This window comes from Tateyamaria algicola (assembly GCF_047715485.1).
Classification (GTDB): Bacteria; Pseudomonadota; Alphaproteobacteria; order Rhodobacterales; family Rhodobacteraceae; genus Tateyamaria.
Genome location: NZ_CP180422.1, coordinates 2,105,565 through 2,120,272 on the forward strand (window position 1 = coordinate 2,105,565; position 14,708 = coordinate 2,120,272).

Sequence of the window (14,708 nt, forward strand, 5' to 3'; positions counted from 1 at the left end):
CGCACGGGGAGAGTTGCAGATCTGGGACAGCGTCAAAGCCATGTCTCCATTGCACGCCAAAAGGGCAGGTGCTGTCAATGAAAAGCGGCAAGCGTGGTTAGGGCCTGACTACTGAATGCGAAAGTTTTCGCCGAGGTAGACGCGCCGCACATTTTCGTTTTGCACAACATCTTGCGGGGTGCCAGACATCAGTACCTGACCGTCATGCAAGATATAGGCGCGGTCCACGATCTCGAGCGTTTCGCGCACATTGTGATCGGTGATCAGCACGCCGATGCCACGCTTTTTCAGGTCGGCCACAAGGCTGCGGATATCCCCGACCGAGATTGGATCAACACCCGCAAAGGGTTCGTCGAGCAGCAGGTATTTCGGATTGGCAGCCAGTGATCGCGCAATTTCCACGCGCCGCCGCTCACCACCTGACAAGGCAAGGGCGGGCGCCCGGCGCATGTGCTCGATAGAAAACTCGCTCAGCAATTCTTCCAGCCGTTCGCGGCGTTTGTGCCGATCCTTTTCGGTGATGTCGAGAATGGCGAGGATGTTGTCCTGCACGCTGAGGCCGCGAAAAATGCTCATTTCCTGGGGCAGATAGCCGATGCCCATCTGCGCGCGCCGGTACATGGGCAGGGCCGTCACATCCATGCCGTCCAGCGTGACGGTTCCACCCTCGGGCGAGACAAGGCCCGCCACGGCGTAGAACGTCGTTGTCTTGCCCGACCCGTTGGGGCCCAGCAGCGCGACAACCTCGCCCCGGTTCAGCTCCATCGAAAAATCGCGGATCACCAGTTTCTTGCGGTAGGATTTGCGCAGATGCGAGATCTTGAGACCGGACGATCCCTCCGCAACTTTCAGGTCGGGCTTGGCCATCAGTTGTTTCCGGTTTGCAGGATGGTCTTGACCCGGCCCTGCATCCGCGCGGTGCCATCGTCGAGGTTCACAGTCATGCGGTCGGCGCTGAGGGCGCTGTTGCCTTGGGTCATCAGCACGTCGCCGGTCATCACGATCAAACCGGTTTCGATGTCGTAATCGGCGCGTTGCGATTCGGCCGCGTCGGGGCCCGACACGAGGGTTACACCGCCCGTCGCCTCAAGCCGTTCAATCCCGGCCTGATTTTCCAGATAGGTCACCAGAACCCGCGGCGCAGACAGACGCATTTCGCCCTGCCCGATCACGACATCGCCGGTAAAGATCGCAACGCCCGTGTTCTGATCCACGTTCAATTCGTTGGCCGTAACCTCGACCGGGGCCGATGTATCCTGGCGTATCGTGCCGAACGCAACGTTCGTGCCTTGGGCGATGACGGGGGTTGAAACGCCCAGTAGGGCAACGCAGGCAATGGCACGCAGAAACGTCACGGATCGTATCACTCTTCTAAAGTCTTGGGGTCGTATATCAGTTTCACCCCGTTTGTGAAAATCAATTGGGCGTTTTCGTCGCCCTCTTCCCTCTGCAGCCGCATCTGTCCCGCGTTCAGCCGTCCGAAAAGACCGGTGCCGGCAACCGGGCCGGGCGATTCCACCACCAGCGTGTCGAACTCTGCCGCAAGCGCGTCGGTTGTCAGCTTGTAGCCAGATGAGGTCGTGATCACGACATTGCCCTCGAGCGCCGAAGTGTTGCTGACCATGTCGAATTGCCCGCGATCCGAAAACAGCACGACCCGCGTGCCCGAGGCGAGGTCGATCTGTGCCGACAGGTCTTCGGCCTCATTGTTCGAATCGCTGCGCGTGGCCATGGTGCCCGCCGCGATCGACACGCGATCCCCCGCGTCTGTGGTGCCGGAAAAGAAGGGCCCGGTGATCTGCTGGCCCTGCAACCGCTTTGCGATTTCGGTTTCGGCAAAAGGGATGGCCGCCATCGGATCGATATTGCGCGACAACAGGAACAGCGTCGACAACAGCCCAAGGGCGGTCAGCGGCAACAGCACCTTGAGCCAGGCGACCAGTCGCGAATAGCGGTCCATGCCATGTTCCTTAGCCCAGTCCCACCCGCAAGCAGTCGTGGATGTGCAGGATACCGCGTGGGATTGCGGGCCCATCCGGGGCGACGGCAAACACGCAGGTGATCTTGCGTTGGTTCATGAGGGCGACCGCTTCGACGGCCAGCGCCCCTGTGTGTATCGTTGTAGGGGAAGTGGTCATCACATCCGCCGCTGTCAAGCCAAGCAGCCCGTCCATGTGCCGCCGCAAGTCGCCATCGGTGATGATGCCCGCCAATGTCCCGTCGGTGTCCGTGACCCCGACAACGCCCAGGCTTTTCTGGCTGATTTCGATCAGCGCATCCGACATGGCCGTGTCGCGTGTGACCAGCGGCATAGCATCGCCTGCGTGCATCAGGTCCGACACGCGGCTGAGCTGCGCGCCCAGCTTGCCGCCCGGATGGAACTCGCGAAAGTGTTCGGCTGTAAAGGCGCGGTGTTTCATCAACGCCACGGCGAGTGCGTCACCAAGGGCAAGTGTCATGGTGGTCGAGATGGTCGGCACCACCCCTGTGCCACAGGCCTCGCCCAGATCGGGCAATTGCAGTACCACGTCGCATTGGCTGCCCAGACTGCTGTTCGGTGCCTTGGTGATTCCCAGTAGGGGAATGTCGAACCGCCGGGAAAAGGCGATCATGTTCGCAAGTTCCGGCGCCTCACCTCCGTTCGAGATGGCAAGCACGACGTCATTGCGTGTGACCATGCCCAGATCGCCATGGCTTGCCTCGGCTGGATGCACGAATTGGGCCGGTGTGCCGGTGCTTGCCAGCGTTGCGGCCACTTTGCGGGCGATGTGGCCGGATTTACCGATGCCAGTGACAATCACGCGGCCATGGGCGTTCAACAACAAATCCACCGCTTCGCGAAAGCTGGAATCAAGGCTGTCGGCCAGTGTGCCAAGCGCATCCGCTTCGGCCCGGATCACATCACGCGCAGTGTCTATGAAAGGGGTGTCGCTGCTCATGAGTGGGCGAAAATGTCAGTGTCGGGCCAGCCCGTCAGATCAAGGTTGGCGCGCATCGGCAGGAAGTCGAAACAGGCCTGCGCAATCTCCATCCGCCCCTCGCGGTTCAGCCGCTCGTTCAGCACCTCGCGCAGACGATGCAGGTACAGCACATCCGACGCCGCATATTCCAATTGCGCGTCTGTCAGCGTGTCGGCGCCCCAGTCGCTCGACTGTTGCTGCTTGCTGATGTCGATGCCCAGCAGTTCCTGCAACAGGTTCTTCAGCCCGTGCCGGTCGGTATAGGTGCGGATCAGACGGCTGGCGATCTTGGTGCAATAGACCGGGGCAGTCACCGCGCCAAAGGCGTTTTGCATGGCGGCGATGTCGAAGCGGCCAAAGTGAAACAGCTTGAGCACATCCGGATCGGTCAGCAGCTTGCACAGGTTCGGCGCCTCAGTCTGACCCAGCTTGATCTGGACGATATGGGCGTTGCCATCGCCACCTGACAGTTGCACGACGCACAGCCGGTCGCGATGCGGGTGCAGGCCCATGGTTTCACAGTCGATGGCGACAACCGGCCCCAGATCCAGATCGTCGGGCAGGTCAGAGATATGCAGGTGGTTTGTCATGTGCCCGCTATAGCGCCTGATGAGTCGTTGGGAAAGCGCGGTTTAGGCGGCTTTGATCGCATCCAGATCGGGCCGGGCAAAGCGAGTGAGCAGCTTGGTCACCAGCGCGCGACAGTCATGCCCGCGCCAGTCCGGCGAATGTGCGGCGCGCGGCAGGTCCGGATGTTTCAGCGTCAGCCTGCGCCACGCATGCACGATCATTACCCGCAGAACCGCGGTTTCCAGGGGTGTTGGTGTGATGTTTGTCAGTTCTGTGTCGATATCCATCAACACCGCGTGCAGGGATTTGTAGGCATCGCGCATGGTTTCCGTTTCAATCTGTTTGCCCAGCCACGGGGGCAGGTCCATCGGTGCAAGCTGCATGGCTCCGACGGGCAGGGGCGTATCATCACCGCACACAAACAGACGTTGGCCGATCTGCGCAAACTGCGCCGGGTCCAGATCGCTGCGCGCGTCTTGCGTGAGGATCACATAGGCCCCGCCCCCCATCACCTCGGGCGCGCCGTAAATGCGTGGACGGGCGGTGGCGCTGTCGCGTTTGCCGATATCCGTCAGGCTGTGCTGGCTGGTGCGCCCCTGCTTTTGCGAGGTGATCCAGCCGTCGCTGCGCAGCCGATGCAGGGCAACGCGGGTCGCTTCGGGTTTGATCCCGATGGCACCCATGATGCTGGACAAGGTCGGCCCTTCGAGGGGCTGTTCGGGCGCAAGATCGCCAAAAACAGTCACTAACAAGGACCAAACGCGCAATGGGCCAAGGTCTGATAAGGCGCGGATGGCTTGGGATTGTGCGTCAGTAGGCATTCATCGTCAGCAGCTCGTATTCGGCCACTGCCTCTTGGCTCTGGTTGGTCAGGGTTACGTGCCAGCGCACTTCGCCATACTCGTCGTTGCGCGGGGTCTTGGCCTTGACCGTCAGGCGCACCTTGATGCTGTCGCCGGCCTCGACCGGTTTCATGAACCGCAGATTGTCGAGCCCGGTATTGGCCAGCACGGGCCCGGGATCGGGTTGCACGAACAGCCCGGCGGCAAAGCTGAGCAAGAGGTAACCATGCGCGACGCGCCCCGGAAAGAACGGATTCGCCTTGGCCGCGTCGTCGTCCATGTGGGCATAGAACGTGTCACCGGTGAAATGGGCGAAGGTTTCGATATCCTCCAGCGTGACGGTGCGTGACGGGCTGTGCAGCGTGTCGCCAATGCTCAGGTCATGGAAGGGGCGCGTGAACGGGTGCGGTTTGTCGGTCGCCTCAGTCCCCCCAGGCACCCATTGGCCTGTAACGGCAGACAGGATGTTCGGGCTGCCCTGCACGGCAGTGCGCTGCATGTAATGGGTGACCGCGCGGATGCCGCCCAGCTCTTCGCCTCCACCAGCGCGCCCCGGTCCGCCGTGGATCATATGCGGCAGCGGTGCGCCATGTCCGGTCGCCTCTGCCATCGAGTCTCGGTTGTTGAAGTAAAGCCGCCCGTGGAAGGCCGCAGAGGCGAGAGTGATCTGACGCGCCGCGTCCGCATCATGGGTGATGACCGACGCAACAAGCGATCCCTTGCCGCGATTTAGCAATTGGGCCGCATGATCCAGATCGCGATAGGGCATGATGGTCGAAACCGGCCCAAACGCCTCAGTGTCGTGCACATGCGTCGCACTGTCCGGGTCTGCACAGTGGTAAAGCATGGGCGGCAGGAACGCGCCCTTGCTGCCCACCATCGCAAAATCTTCGGGGTCGCCAATGACACGTTCAGCCTGTGATCCGATACGCGTCGCCTTGTCCAGAACGTCGTTTTTCTGCGTGTTAGAGACCAGTGCGCCCATCCTGGTGTCTTTTTCCCGCGGGTCGCCAATGGTCACCTTGGACAACCGTGCCGATAGCGCATCAATCACGGCCTCGACTTGCGCCTGGGGCACCATGATGCGCCGGATCGCGGTGCATTTCTGCCCGGCCTTTGCCGTCATCTCGCGCCCGAGTTCCTTGATGAACAGATCGAATTCCGGCGTGCCGGGCATCGCGTCGGGCCCAAGGACAGAGGCGTTGAGGCTGTCCTGCTCTGCCGTGAACCGCACTGCGTTTGCCAGCAGGTTCGTGTTGGCGCGTAGGTGCAGGGCCGTGTTGGCTGAGCCGGTAAAGGTCACGACATCCTGGCAATCAAGGTGATGCAGCAGGTCGCCAACCCCGCCGGAGATCAGTTGCAGCGCACCATCAGGCAATAGGCCGCTGTCGAGCATCAGGCGCACGCAGGCCTCAGTCACATAGGAGGTGGCCGTGGCCGGTTTCACGATGGCGGGCATCCCGGCCAGCAAGGTCGGCGCGACCTTTTCCAGCATGCCCCAGACCGGGAAGTTGAAGGCGTTGATGTGCAGCGCGACCCCGTGCAGCGGCGTGCAGATATGGCGCCCGTGGAACAGGCCCGCGCGCCCCAACTGTTCGGTGGGTCCGTCCAGATAGACATGCCCATCCGGCATTTCCCGCCGCCCCTTGGAGGCAAAGACCAGCATCGTGCCGATGCCCCCGTCGATGTCGATCAGGTGATCAGACTGGGTCGCGCCGGTGTCAAAACTGAGGTCATAAAGAACTTGGCGGTGCTCGCGCAGGTGCAAGGCCAGCGCCTTGACCATTCGCGCGCGGTCATGGAACGTCATCGCTTGCAAGGCTGGCGCGCCGACGTCGCGGGCATGGGCGCGCATGGTGTGCACGTCGAGTGTGTCGTTGCCCGCCTCGGCGATCACATCGCCGGTGATGGCGCTGGCGATCGGGCGCGCGCCGGGGCCGGGCGCGATCCATTGACCGGCGGCAAAACTGTGAACCTGGCGCATCATCGCCCCCTAGTGTTGGTCATAGTCGACCGTCAGCGTGTCGCTGAGCGGATAGCACTGGCACGTCAGAACAAAGCCCGCCTCGACCTCGTAATCCTCGAGCGCGTGATTGGTCAGCATTTGATATTCGCCCTCGGTCACCTTGGCCTTGCAGGTGCTGCACACGCCCGCCCGACAGGCAAAGGGCGGATCCAGATTGTTATCCAATGCGGCTTGAAGAACACTGGTGTCCTTGGCCAATTTCAATTCGTGTGCAGTGCCATCGATCATGACCTTTGCCGTCGTATCGGTGGTATCTCGCGCGGCGGCGCTCAGCGCTTGTTTGGCCAATCGCCCTTGCTGACCCGCGCCGAAGAGTTCGAATTTGATCTGGTCCTTGGACAGTCCATGCGTCTCTAACGCGGCGGAAATCGCCAGCATCATCGGCTCTGGCCCGCAGATAAAGGCCATGTCTACACGTGCGATATCAATCCAGGATTTGAACAGGGCGGCGCATTTTTCCTGATCGACCCGCCCCGAGAACAGGTCGATATCCTGCCCGGTTTCAAGTACGTGGATAATCGTCAGGCGGCCCATATAGCGGTTCTTGAGGTCTTCCAGCTCTTCCCGGAACATGATCGTGTGCACGGCGTGGTTGGCATAGATCAGGGTGAAGGTGCTGTTAGGTTCGCGGGTCAGGACCGTTCTGAGGATCGATAAAACCGGCGTGATGCCCGACCCACCTGCAAATCCGAGGTATGATTTCGCCTTGTTAGGGTCGATTTTGGTGTGAAAATTGCCCATCGGCGGCATGGCGTGCAGCGTATCGCCGACCTGCAATTCGGTGTTGGCAAATGTCGAGAATGCACCGCCATCAATCCGCTTGATACCAACCTGCAACTTGCGATCATCAAGACCCGCGCAGATCGAATAGTTGCGCCGCAACTCCGTCCCGTCGAAATCCTGTCTGAACGTAAGGTATTGCCCAGGAATGAAGCGGAAAGCAGCGGCATCTTGCGGCTCGAGCGTCACTACCACCGCATCGCGGATGGTGTGGTGAATGTTGGTGACAGTCAGGGGATGAAACTGGGTCATATGCATTTGAAATAGTCGAAGGGTTCCAGGCAGTCGGTGCAGCGCCATTGCGCCTTGCACGGGGTCGATCCGAATTGGCTGATCTTTTCGACCGCTTGCGATTTGCAGTGCGGGCAATGCTGCGGCCCACCGGCGGGCTGGGGCGGGGCAATGCCGTAGGCTTCCAGCTTGGCCTTGCCCGCGTCAGACAGCCAATCCGTTGTCCAGGGTGGCGCAATTTGCCTTTTTAGAGACAGGTTTTCGATGCCCTTGGCGCGCATGGCCGCTTCGATCTCGAAGTTGATGATCGAGGTGGCGGGGCAGCCGGAATAGGTGGGGGTGACCGTCACTTCCAGTGTGTCGCCCTGCCACTCTACGTCCCGGATGATGCCCAGATCGACGAGGGATATCACCGGGATCTCAGGGTCGGGCACATCGGCCAGCCATTCCCAGACATCCGCAGTCGAGGGGCGGGTCATCACCATGACGCATCCGGATAGCTGCGGGGCAGCACCTGCATGGTGGTCAGCATATGCCCCAGATGTTCGGAATGGCGCGCGCCTGTCTTGCCGCCCTGATGGGCAAAATCGTTGTCGGGTCGGGCGAGCGTGGCCTCGGCCAAGGCGGCATGCACATGGGCATCGAACACGGGGCGCAGGGCGGCCATGTCTGTCAGGTCATCCGCGTCCGTCGTGAACATCTCGCCCACATAGGGCCAGAGCCGGTCGAGCGCGGATTGCATGCGTGTGTGGCTTTCGTCGGTTCCGTCACCCAATGCGATGACCGTGTCTGTGGAACGTTCGCGATGATATGTGACCTCTTTCACCGACTTTTGGGCGATGGCGCTGATCTCCGCATCCGGGTGGTCGCAAAGCGCGGTCAGAGCGGCAAGGTGCCAACTGTCGAACAGAAACTGCCGCATCATCGTGACGCCAAAGTCGCGGTTGGGCTGTTCCACCAGCAGCAGGTTCCGGAAATCCCACGCGTCGCGGTGATAGGCGAGGGTGTCGGCAGTGCGCCCCTGCCCCTCGCGTTCGGCGGCGAGGCCGAGCCAGAGTTGCGTTTGTCCGATAAGGTCCAGCGCTGTGTTGGCAAGCGCGATGTCTTCCTCAAGCGCGGGGGCGTGGCCGCACCATTCGGATAGGCGCTGGCCGAGCACCAGCGTGTTGTCCCCAAGGCGGATGAGACCGGGAATGCTCACATCGCACCTACGTCGTCGGGAATGTCAAAGAAGGTGGGGTGGCGGTACACCTTGTCATCCGCCGGATCGTATAGCGATCCCTTGTCGTCGGGCGACGATGCGGTGATGTCGGCGGCGGGCAGAACCCAGATGCTGACCCCTTCCTTGCGGCGGGTGTAGACGTCGCGGGCGTTCTGTATTGCGTGTTCTGCGTCGGTGGCGTGCAGGCTGCCGACGTGACGGTGGCTCAGCCCGTGTTGGCCGCGGATGAACACTTCGTAGAGGGGCCATTCGTTGGACATGTCGCCTACCCCGCTGCCATGGCGCAACGACGCCACTCTGATGTATCGACCGCGTCCCAACCAAAGGCATGATCGGAACTGCCGTTCGCTTGCAGGTGGCGCAATCGGTCCATGGCCTCGTTCAGGTCGGGTATGTGGCCATCGGCGACGGGCCACATCACGAAATGGGGTGTTTTCATCGGGACGAACCAGTTGGCGCCTTTCTCATAGAACCGGGCGTGCAGCGTGTTGAACACATAGTGCCCAAGGCTGGCCACATCGTCCCAGACGGAAAGGTTCGAGATCATCTCGGCGTCGCCTGGCACGGCGATATCGGTGGCATTGCCCGAATCTGATTTCATCCGCCAGACAAAGCCGGGGCTGCGTTCGGCCATGGCGTTCATGCGGTCGAGGTTGTCCATGAACTCCGCCATGCGGGGATCATCGGTGGGGTAGCGGGCGTAGCCGACATTGAGTTGAGCGAGTTTCATTCTGCGGCCACCTTTGCGCTGCGTTTCTTGGCCGTGTGGGCGAGCCGTGCCTCTCGCACCCATGCGCCGTCATCCCAGGCCTTTTGCCGGGCCTCGATGCGTTCTGTGCTGCATGGGCCGTTGCCTTTCAGCACGTCGAAGAACTCAGACCAGTCGGGTTGGCTGAAGTCATAGCCGCCCTTGTCATCGTTCCATTTCAGGGAGTCGTCAGGCACCGTGAGGCCGAGGTATTCCGCCTGTGGTACGGTCTGGTCGACGAACTTCTGACGCAGCTCGTCGTTGGAGTTCATCTTGATCTTCCACGCCATGGATTGTTCGGAATGCACGCTTTCCGCATCCGAGGGGCCGAACATCATCAGGGACGGGTACCAGAACCGGTTCAGCGCATCCTGCGCCATGCGTTTTTGCGCGTCGGTCCCGTTTGCCATCTTCATCATGATGTCAAAGCCTTGGCGCTGGTGGAACGATTCCTCCTTGCAGATACGCACCATCGACCGCGCATAGGGTCCGAAGGATGTGCGCTGCAACGGCACCTGGTTCATGATCGCCGCGCCATCGACCAGCCAGCCAACAGCGCCCATATCGGCCCATGTTAGGGTCGGATATGCGAAAATGGATGAATATTTCATCCGTCCATCCAACAGCATCTCGGTCAGCTCATCCCGGCTGACGCCCAGCGTCTCGGCAGCGCAATAGAGGTAGAGCCCATGCCCCGCCTCGTCCTGCACTTTGGCCAGAAGGATCGCCTTGCGTTCCAGTGTGGGCGCACGGGTGATCCAGTTGCCCTCGGGCAGTTGCCCCACGATCTCGGAGTGCGCGTGCTGCCCGATCTGGCGGATCAGCGTCTTGCGGTAGCCTGCGGGCATCCAGTCCTTGGGCTCGATCTTGTCACCGGCGTCGATGCGGGCCTGGAAGGCGGCGAGCTTGTCTGGATCGTCCTGCGTGGCCTCGGATTTGATCATCTGTGCATACATCGTCTCAAGCCCTTTCAAGTATCATGGCAACCCCCTGGCCCACGCCCACACACATGGTGCAAAGCGCGTAGCGGGATTTGGTGCGTTTCAGTTGGTAGGCGGCTGTCATCACGAGCCGCGCGCCGGACATGCCCAGCGGGTGGCCGATGGCGATTGCGCCGCCCTGGGCATTCACCCGCGGATCATCGTCGGCCACACCAAGGTCGCGCAACGTGGCGAGCCCTTGGGCGGCAAAGGCCTCGTTCAGTTCGATGACGTCCATCTGGTCGATGGTCAGACCTGCCCGCGCCAGCACCTTTTGCGAGGCGGGCACGGGGCCGATGCCCATTATGCGGGGTTCGACGCCCGCCGCATTCATCGCGACGATCCGCGCCATGGGTGCCAGGCCGTGCTGTTTGGCGGCATCCGCAGACGCGATAAGCAGCGCGGCTGCGCCATCATTCACGCCGGATGCGTTGCCTGCCGTCACTGTCTTGTCTGGCCCGTTTACACCCTTGAGCTTGGCCAGACGGTCGACGCCTGTGCCGGGGCGCGGGTGTTCATCGGTGTCAACGGTGATCGGATCGCCCTTGCGCTGGGGGATCGTGACGGGTGCGATTTCGTCGGCAAAGGCGCGCGCCTTTTGCGCGACGCTCCACCGGTCTTGTGATCGGGTGGCAAAGGCATCCTGATCTTCGCGACTGACATTCCAGTTGTCAGCCACATTGTCTGCAGTCTGCGGCATGGAGTCGATGCCGTACTCCGCCTTCATCTTGGGGTTCACAAAGCGCCAGCCGATGGTTGTGTCGTAGACCTGGTTGGCGCGACTGAACGCCGCCTCAGCCTTTGGCATCACGAAGGGGGCGCGGCTCATGCTTTCCACGCCGCCGGCGATGACCATGTCCAGATCGCCCGCCCTGATCCCGCGTGCAGCCATGCCAACGGCGTCCATGCCCGAGGCGCATAGGCGGTTGACCGTGATGCCGGGCACATCCGTGGGCAGACCTGCGAGCAGCGCGGCCATGCGCGCGACATTGCGGTTGTCCTCACCCGCCTGGTTGGCGGAACCGAGGATCACGTCATCCAATGCTGACCAATCCACGCCCGGATTGCGCGCCATCAGCGCGGCAATGGGCGCCGCAGCCAGATCATCCGTCCGGACCGAGGACAACGCCCCGCCATAGCGGCCAATCGGTGTGCGTTGCGCGTCACAAATGAATGCGTCCATCGGATCCTCCCTGCCCCATAAATAGTACGGGGCAGGATTCGACGCAATTTAAATGTTACTAAAAATCATACACGGCATATCATTTCGTAACGCTTTAGTGTGGTGCGAGAGATTACCCCCCAATGAGGCGGGGCAGTGTCAGTGAGATGGCTGGGACAAAGGTGATCAGCATCAGCGCAATCAGGATCGCGATGTAGAAGGGCCAGATCGTCCGCACCGCTTTTTCCATCGGCAGTTTGCCGACCGCGCAGCCCACGAACAGGCACGACCCGACAGGCGGCGTGCACAGCCCAAGGCCCAGGTTGACCAACAGGATCATGCCGAATTGCAGCGGGTCGATGCCAAGGCTGTTCGCGACGGGCAGGAAGATCGGTGTGCAGATCAGGATCAGCGCGGCCATGTCCATGATCATCCCGAGGATCAGCAGGACGAGGTTGATCATCAACAGGATCAGGATCGGGTTTTCTGTCAGGCCGGTCAGCAGGTCCACCGTCTTCATCGGAACGCGGTAGAAGGTCAGCATATAGGCAAAGGCCCCGGCGCAGGCGATCAGGATCATGACCATTGCTGTTGTGCGCACCGATTGTACGACGGCGATGCGAAAGTTGTCCCACGTGATCGAGCGGTAGACGATCAATGTGACGACAAAGGCATAGATCGCGCCGAAGGCACCGGATTCCGTCACCGTGAACACACCCGACAGCACACCGCCTACGATGATGACGGCCGTCAAAAGGCCGGGGATTGCGCCAAAGAACGCCATGGCAAGTGCGGTCCAGCCGGGAAACTTTTCGGCGCTGTAGCCGCGTTTGACCGCGACCAGATAGGCCGCGAGGGCGAGGCACAGGCACATCAGGATGCCGGGAACGACACCCGCCAGAAACAGTTTGGAGATCGAAAGGCCGCCGCCCGCAGCGATGGCAAAGATGATCATGTTGTGGCTTGGCGGAATGATTATCCCGGCGATCGAGGACGTGACCGTGACGTTCACGGCATAATCCGCGTCGTACCCCTTTTCCTTCATCACAGGGACGAGGATCGAGCCGAGCGCCGAAATGTCGGCGATGGCCGAGCCGGAGATGCCCCCGAAGAGCATGGAGGAGAAGACGTTGACGATGCCCAGACCGCCGCGCACCGCGCCGACGGCGGCAGAGGCAAAGCGCACCAGCCGCATGGCGATGCCGCCGTGGAACATCAATTCGCCCGCAAAGATGAAGAAGGGGATTGCCATCAGGGCAAACACGTTGATGCCGCTCACGATCCGCTGAAAGCCGATCATCAGGGGCAGCCCCTCGTACCAGAAGGCCGCGATGGCAGAGATACCCAGTGCAAACGCCACCGGTGTGCCGATCAATACGCAAACGGCAAAGATGCCGAGAAGAACCAGAATGCCCATGGTCGCCCTTTACCTATTCTATGCTGTCGCGACGATCATCGGCGCCGAGGAACAGGCGGATCAGATGACCGATGGAAAAGAGAAGGATCAAACCGCCCCCGACGGTGAGCGGTAGCGAGCGCAACCCCTCGGGCAGTTGGATCAGCGGGATCAGCGACCCCCATTTGAAGATCGTGAGCTGCGCACCGTACCACATCATCAGCGCGCCGAATGCGCCCATGACCAGATCGGTCACGACTACGAAAACGGTTCGTATGCGTGACGGTACGGCGCTGCGCACGATGGATACGGACAGATGCGTGTGTTCGTGAACGCCCACTGCGGCCCCAAGGAAGGCGATCAGCATCACCAACAGCAGGGCCACCTGTTCGACCCAGGTCGGTGTGGCGTTCAGCACGTAGCGGCCAAAGACCAGCCAGCCAAAGATGACCGTCAACACTACCAATGCAATTCCGGTCAGGATGCGGCACGTCAATGCGATCATATCTAGGATCGCCGTCATGCGCCGAACGGTCGGGTGAATGTGGGATGCATCGCTCATCTTTGGTCTCCCTCAAAAAAACGCCCGGCTCCTGACATGCGGAGCCGGGCGCTCTTATCCTTACATCACCTCAGGCGTCAGTCAGTGGCCTGAATGAGCTCGACCAGCGGACGCAGGTCGGGGTTCGTGGCGAAGTATGCCTCGTAAACAGGGGCCATTGCGTTCTGGAACGGTGCCTTGTCTGCCACTTCGTTGACCACGACGCCTGCGGCCTCGACTGCCTCGCGGCTGGCTGCTTCGCGTGCTGCCCAAAGGTCACGCTGCATCAGGGCCGATTCTTGTGCGGCTTCTGTCACGGCGGCCTGCATTTCGGGGGACAGCGCGTTGAACGTGTCCGTGTTGATGCAGATACACTCGGGGATGATCAGGTGCTGGGACAGCGAGTAGTAGCCCGCAACCTCGAAGTGACCTGTCGATTCGTAGGAGGGCCAGTTGTTCTCGGCCCCGTCCACAACACCGGTTTTCAGCGCCTGGTAGACTTCGGCAAAGGCCATGGGCGACGGGTTGCCACCCAGCTCTGCGATCATGCCGGTGAACAGGTCGTTGTTCATGACCCGGACTTTCATACCTTCGACATCTGCCGGGGTATTGATCGCCTTTTCGCCGTTGTAGAACGACCGCGCGCCCGCGTCATACCAGGCCAGGGGCACAATGCCCTTTTCCGCCATGCCGGCTGCGATGGCTTCCCCGCCCTCGCTGTCCAGAACGCGGAACATGTGTGGCACGTCCTTGAAGATGAAGGGCAGCGAAACAACGTTGGCCGCAGCCGCGATGGGGCCAATCGGGCCAAGGTTGAAGTTGCCGATTTCCAGACCGCCCAGGCGCACCTGTTCGATTGCGTCAGGCTGGCTGCCCAGCGTACCGCCGTGGAACATTTGCAGGGTGATTTCGCCATCGGTCTTTTCCGCCAGCAGTTCGGCGAATTTGTCCATGGCAACAGTGTTCGGATAGCCATCGACGTGGATGTTCCACCCGCGCCAATTGTCCGCAGATGCGGCACAACCCAGAACAGTCAGGGCGACGGCCCCGACCAGCGATTTCGTCAGATTTTGGAACATGATGTCCTCCCTTTGAGTAACGAACTCTCTCTCATTTGAACCCGGTATTGGCGCGGTTGGGGCGCTTGCGGCGTCCCCTGGCGTGTGCCGGGTCTCATTTATTGAGCATGAAAGAAGACTAGTATACCAGAATTGTCAACTGTGAAATCTGACCGTGTTGGCGAAGCGATG

17 protein-coding genes are annotated in these 14,708 nt (G+C 61.1%); all 17 read right to left on the reverse strand.

From position 1 onward, the window contains the following. Positions 1-108 precede the first annotated feature (108 nt). A complete protein-coding gene (lptB, locus tag ACMHLQ_RS12825; RefSeq protein WP_415405196.1) occupies positions 109-867 on the reverse strand; it encodes an LPS export ABC transporter ATP-binding protein in 759 nt (252 codons plus the stop codon). Then, complete coding sequence (locus tag ACMHLQ_RS12830; protein ID WP_415405197.1) at positions 867-1,355, reverse strand: LptA/OstA family protein; 489 nt, start codon at positions 1,353-1,355, stop codon at positions 867-869. The genes lptB and ACMHLQ_RS12830 overlap by 1 nt, the downstream gene beginning before the upstream one ends. Before the next feature lie 8 nt (positions 1,356-1,363). Further along, entirely contained in the window at positions 1,364-1,960 is a 597-nt protein-coding gene (locus ACMHLQ_RS12835) for a hypothetical protein (protein ID WP_415405198.1), read from the reverse strand. 10 nt (positions 1,961-1,970) lie between these two features. Next, positions 1,971-2,939, reverse strand: coding sequence for a KpsF/GutQ family sugar-phosphate isomerase (locus ACMHLQ_RS12840; RefSeq protein WP_415405199.1), 969 nt, complete (start codon positions 2,937-2,939; stop codon positions 1,971-1,973). Beyond that, positions 2,936-3,550 (reverse strand): ribonuclease D, encoded by a 615-nt coding sequence (locus tag ACMHLQ_RS12845; protein WP_415405200.1) that lies wholly within the window; start codon positions 3,548-3,550, stop codon positions 2,936-2,938. The genes ACMHLQ_RS12840 and ACMHLQ_RS12845 overlap by 4 nt, the downstream gene beginning before the upstream one ends. Positions 3,551-3,592: 42 nt before the next feature. Further along, positions 3,593-4,276 carry a PaaX family transcriptional regulator C-terminal domain-containing protein gene (locus ACMHLQ_RS12850; protein ID WP_415405201.1) on the reverse strand — a complete coding sequence of 228 codons (684 nt, stop codon included), beginning with the start codon at positions 4,274-4,276 and terminating at the stop codon, positions 3,593-3,595. A 64-nt stretch (positions 4,277-4,340) separates the two neighbouring features. Then, the gene (paaZ, locus tag ACMHLQ_RS12855) at positions 4,341-6,356 is read right to left on the reverse strand and encodes a phenylacetic acid degradation bifunctional protein PaaZ (protein WP_415405277.1); all 2,016 of its coding nucleotides are present in this window, start codon (positions 6,354-6,356) and stop codon (positions 4,341-4,343) included. A gap of 9 nt (positions 6,357-6,365) precedes the next feature. Beyond that, a complete protein-coding gene (locus ACMHLQ_RS12860; protein WP_415405202.1) occupies positions 6,366-7,430 on the reverse strand; it encodes a 2Fe-2S iron-sulfur cluster-binding protein in 1,065 nt (354 codons plus the stop codon). Further along, on the reverse strand, positions 7,427-7,888 hold the full coding sequence (paaD, locus tag ACMHLQ_RS12865; RefSeq protein ID WP_415405278.1) for a 1,2-phenylacetyl-CoA epoxidase subunit PaaD: 462 nt from the start codon (positions 7,886-7,888) through the stop codon (positions 7,427-7,429). The genes ACMHLQ_RS12860 and paaD overlap by 4 nt, the downstream gene beginning before the upstream one ends. Beyond that, the gene (gene paaC, locus ACMHLQ_RS12870; RefSeq protein ID WP_415405203.1) at positions 7,888-8,610 is read right to left on the reverse strand and encodes a 1,2-phenylacetyl-CoA epoxidase subunit PaaC; all 723 of its coding nucleotides are present in this window, start codon (positions 8,608-8,610) and stop codon (positions 7,888-7,890) included. The genes paaD and paaC overlap by 1 nt, the downstream gene beginning before the upstream one ends. Next, entirely contained in the window at positions 8,607-8,891 is a 285-nt protein-coding gene (paaB, locus tag ACMHLQ_RS12875; RefSeq protein WP_415405204.1) for a 1,2-phenylacetyl-CoA epoxidase subunit PaaB, read from the reverse strand. Before paaB ends, paaC begins: the two co-directional genes overlap by 4 nt. Before the next feature lie 5 nt (positions 8,892-8,896). Next, the gene (locus ACMHLQ_RS12880) at positions 8,897-9,361 is read right to left on the reverse strand and encodes a DUF3291 domain-containing protein (RefSeq protein WP_415405205.1); all 465 of its coding nucleotides are present in this window, start codon (positions 9,359-9,361) and stop codon (positions 8,897-8,899) included. After that, positions 9,358-10,335: a 1,2-phenylacetyl-CoA epoxidase subunit PaaA gene (gene paaA, locus ACMHLQ_RS12885; protein ID WP_415405206.1), complete on the reverse strand. Its 978-nt coding sequence runs from the start codon at positions 10,333-10,335 to the stop codon at positions 9,358-9,360. The genes ACMHLQ_RS12880 and paaA overlap by 4 nt, the downstream gene beginning before the upstream one ends. 4 nt (positions 10,336-10,339) lie before the next feature. Continuing rightward, positions 10,340-11,542, reverse strand: coding sequence for a 3-oxoadipyl-CoA thiolase (gene pcaF, locus ACMHLQ_RS12890; RefSeq protein WP_415405207.1), 1,203 nt, complete (start codon positions 11,540-11,542; stop codon positions 10,340-10,342). Between the two features lie 112 nt (positions 11,543-11,654). Beyond that, complete coding sequence (locus ACMHLQ_RS12895; RefSeq protein ID WP_415405208.1) at positions 11,655-12,938, reverse strand: TRAP transporter large permease; 1,284 nt, start codon at positions 12,936-12,938, stop codon at positions 11,655-11,657. Between the two features lie 13 nt (positions 12,939-12,951). Next, a complete protein-coding gene (locus tag ACMHLQ_RS12900; RefSeq protein ID WP_415405209.1) occupies positions 12,952-13,479 on the reverse strand; it encodes a TRAP transporter small permease in 528 nt (175 codons plus the stop codon). Positions 13,480-13,556: 77 nt separating this feature from the next. After that, entirely contained in the window at positions 13,557-14,537 is a 981-nt protein-coding gene (locus tag ACMHLQ_RS12905) for a TRAP transporter substrate-binding protein (protein ID WP_415405210.1), read from the reverse strand. Between the last annotated feature and the right edge of the window lie 171 nt (positions 14,538-14,708).

Coding starts and splice junctions, on each gene's coding strand:
- lptB (WP_415405196.1), bottom strand. CDS start 867: ATGGCCAAGCCCGACCTGAAAGTTGCGGAGGGATCGTCCGGTCTCAAG.
- ACMHLQ_RS12835 (WP_415405198.1), bottom strand. CDS start 1,960: ATGGACCGCTATTCGCGACTGGTCGCCTGGCTCAAGGTGCTGTTGCCG.
- ACMHLQ_RS12840 (WP_415405199.1), bottom strand. CDS start 2,939: ATGAGCAGCGACACCCCTTTCATAGACACTGCGCGTGATGTGATCCGG.
- ACMHLQ_RS12845 (WP_415405200.1), bottom strand. CDS start 3,550: ATGACAAACCACCTGCATATCTCTGACCTGCCCGACGATCTGGATCTG.
- paaZ (WP_415405277.1), bottom strand. CDS start 6,356: ATGCGCCAGGTTCACAGTTTTGCCGCCGGTCAATGGATCGCGCCCGGC.
- ACMHLQ_RS12860 (WP_415405202.1), bottom strand. CDS start 7,430: ATGACCCAGTTTCATCCCCTGACTGTCACCAACATTCACCACACCATC.
- paaD (WP_415405278.1), bottom strand. CDS start 7,888: ATGACCCGCCCCTCGACTGCGGATGTCTGGGAATGGCTGGCCGATGTG.
- paaB (WP_415405204.1), bottom strand. CDS start 8,891: ATGTCCAACGAATGGCCCCTCTACGAAGTGTTCATCCGCGGCCAACAC.
- ACMHLQ_RS12880 (WP_415405205.1), bottom strand. CDS start 9,361: ATGAAACTCGCTCAACTCAATGTCGGCTACGCCCGCTACCCCACCGAT.
- paaA (WP_415405206.1), bottom strand. CDS start 10,335: ATGTATGCACAGATGATCAAATCCGAGGCCACGCAGGACGATCCAGAC.
- pcaF (WP_415405207.1), bottom strand. CDS start 11,542: ATGGACGCATTCATTTGTGACGCGCAACGCACACCGATTGGCCGCTAT.
- ACMHLQ_RS12895 (WP_415405208.1), bottom strand. CDS start 12,938: ATGGGCATTCTGGTTCTTCTCGGCATCTTTGCCGTTTGCGTATTGATC.
- ACMHLQ_RS12900 (WP_415405209.1), bottom strand. CDS start 13,479: ATGAGCGATGCATCCCACATTCACCCGACCGTTCGGCGCATGACGGCG.
- ACMHLQ_RS12905 (WP_415405210.1), bottom strand. CDS start 14,537: ATGTTCCAAAATCTGACGAAATCGCTGGTCGGGGCCGTCGCCCTGACT.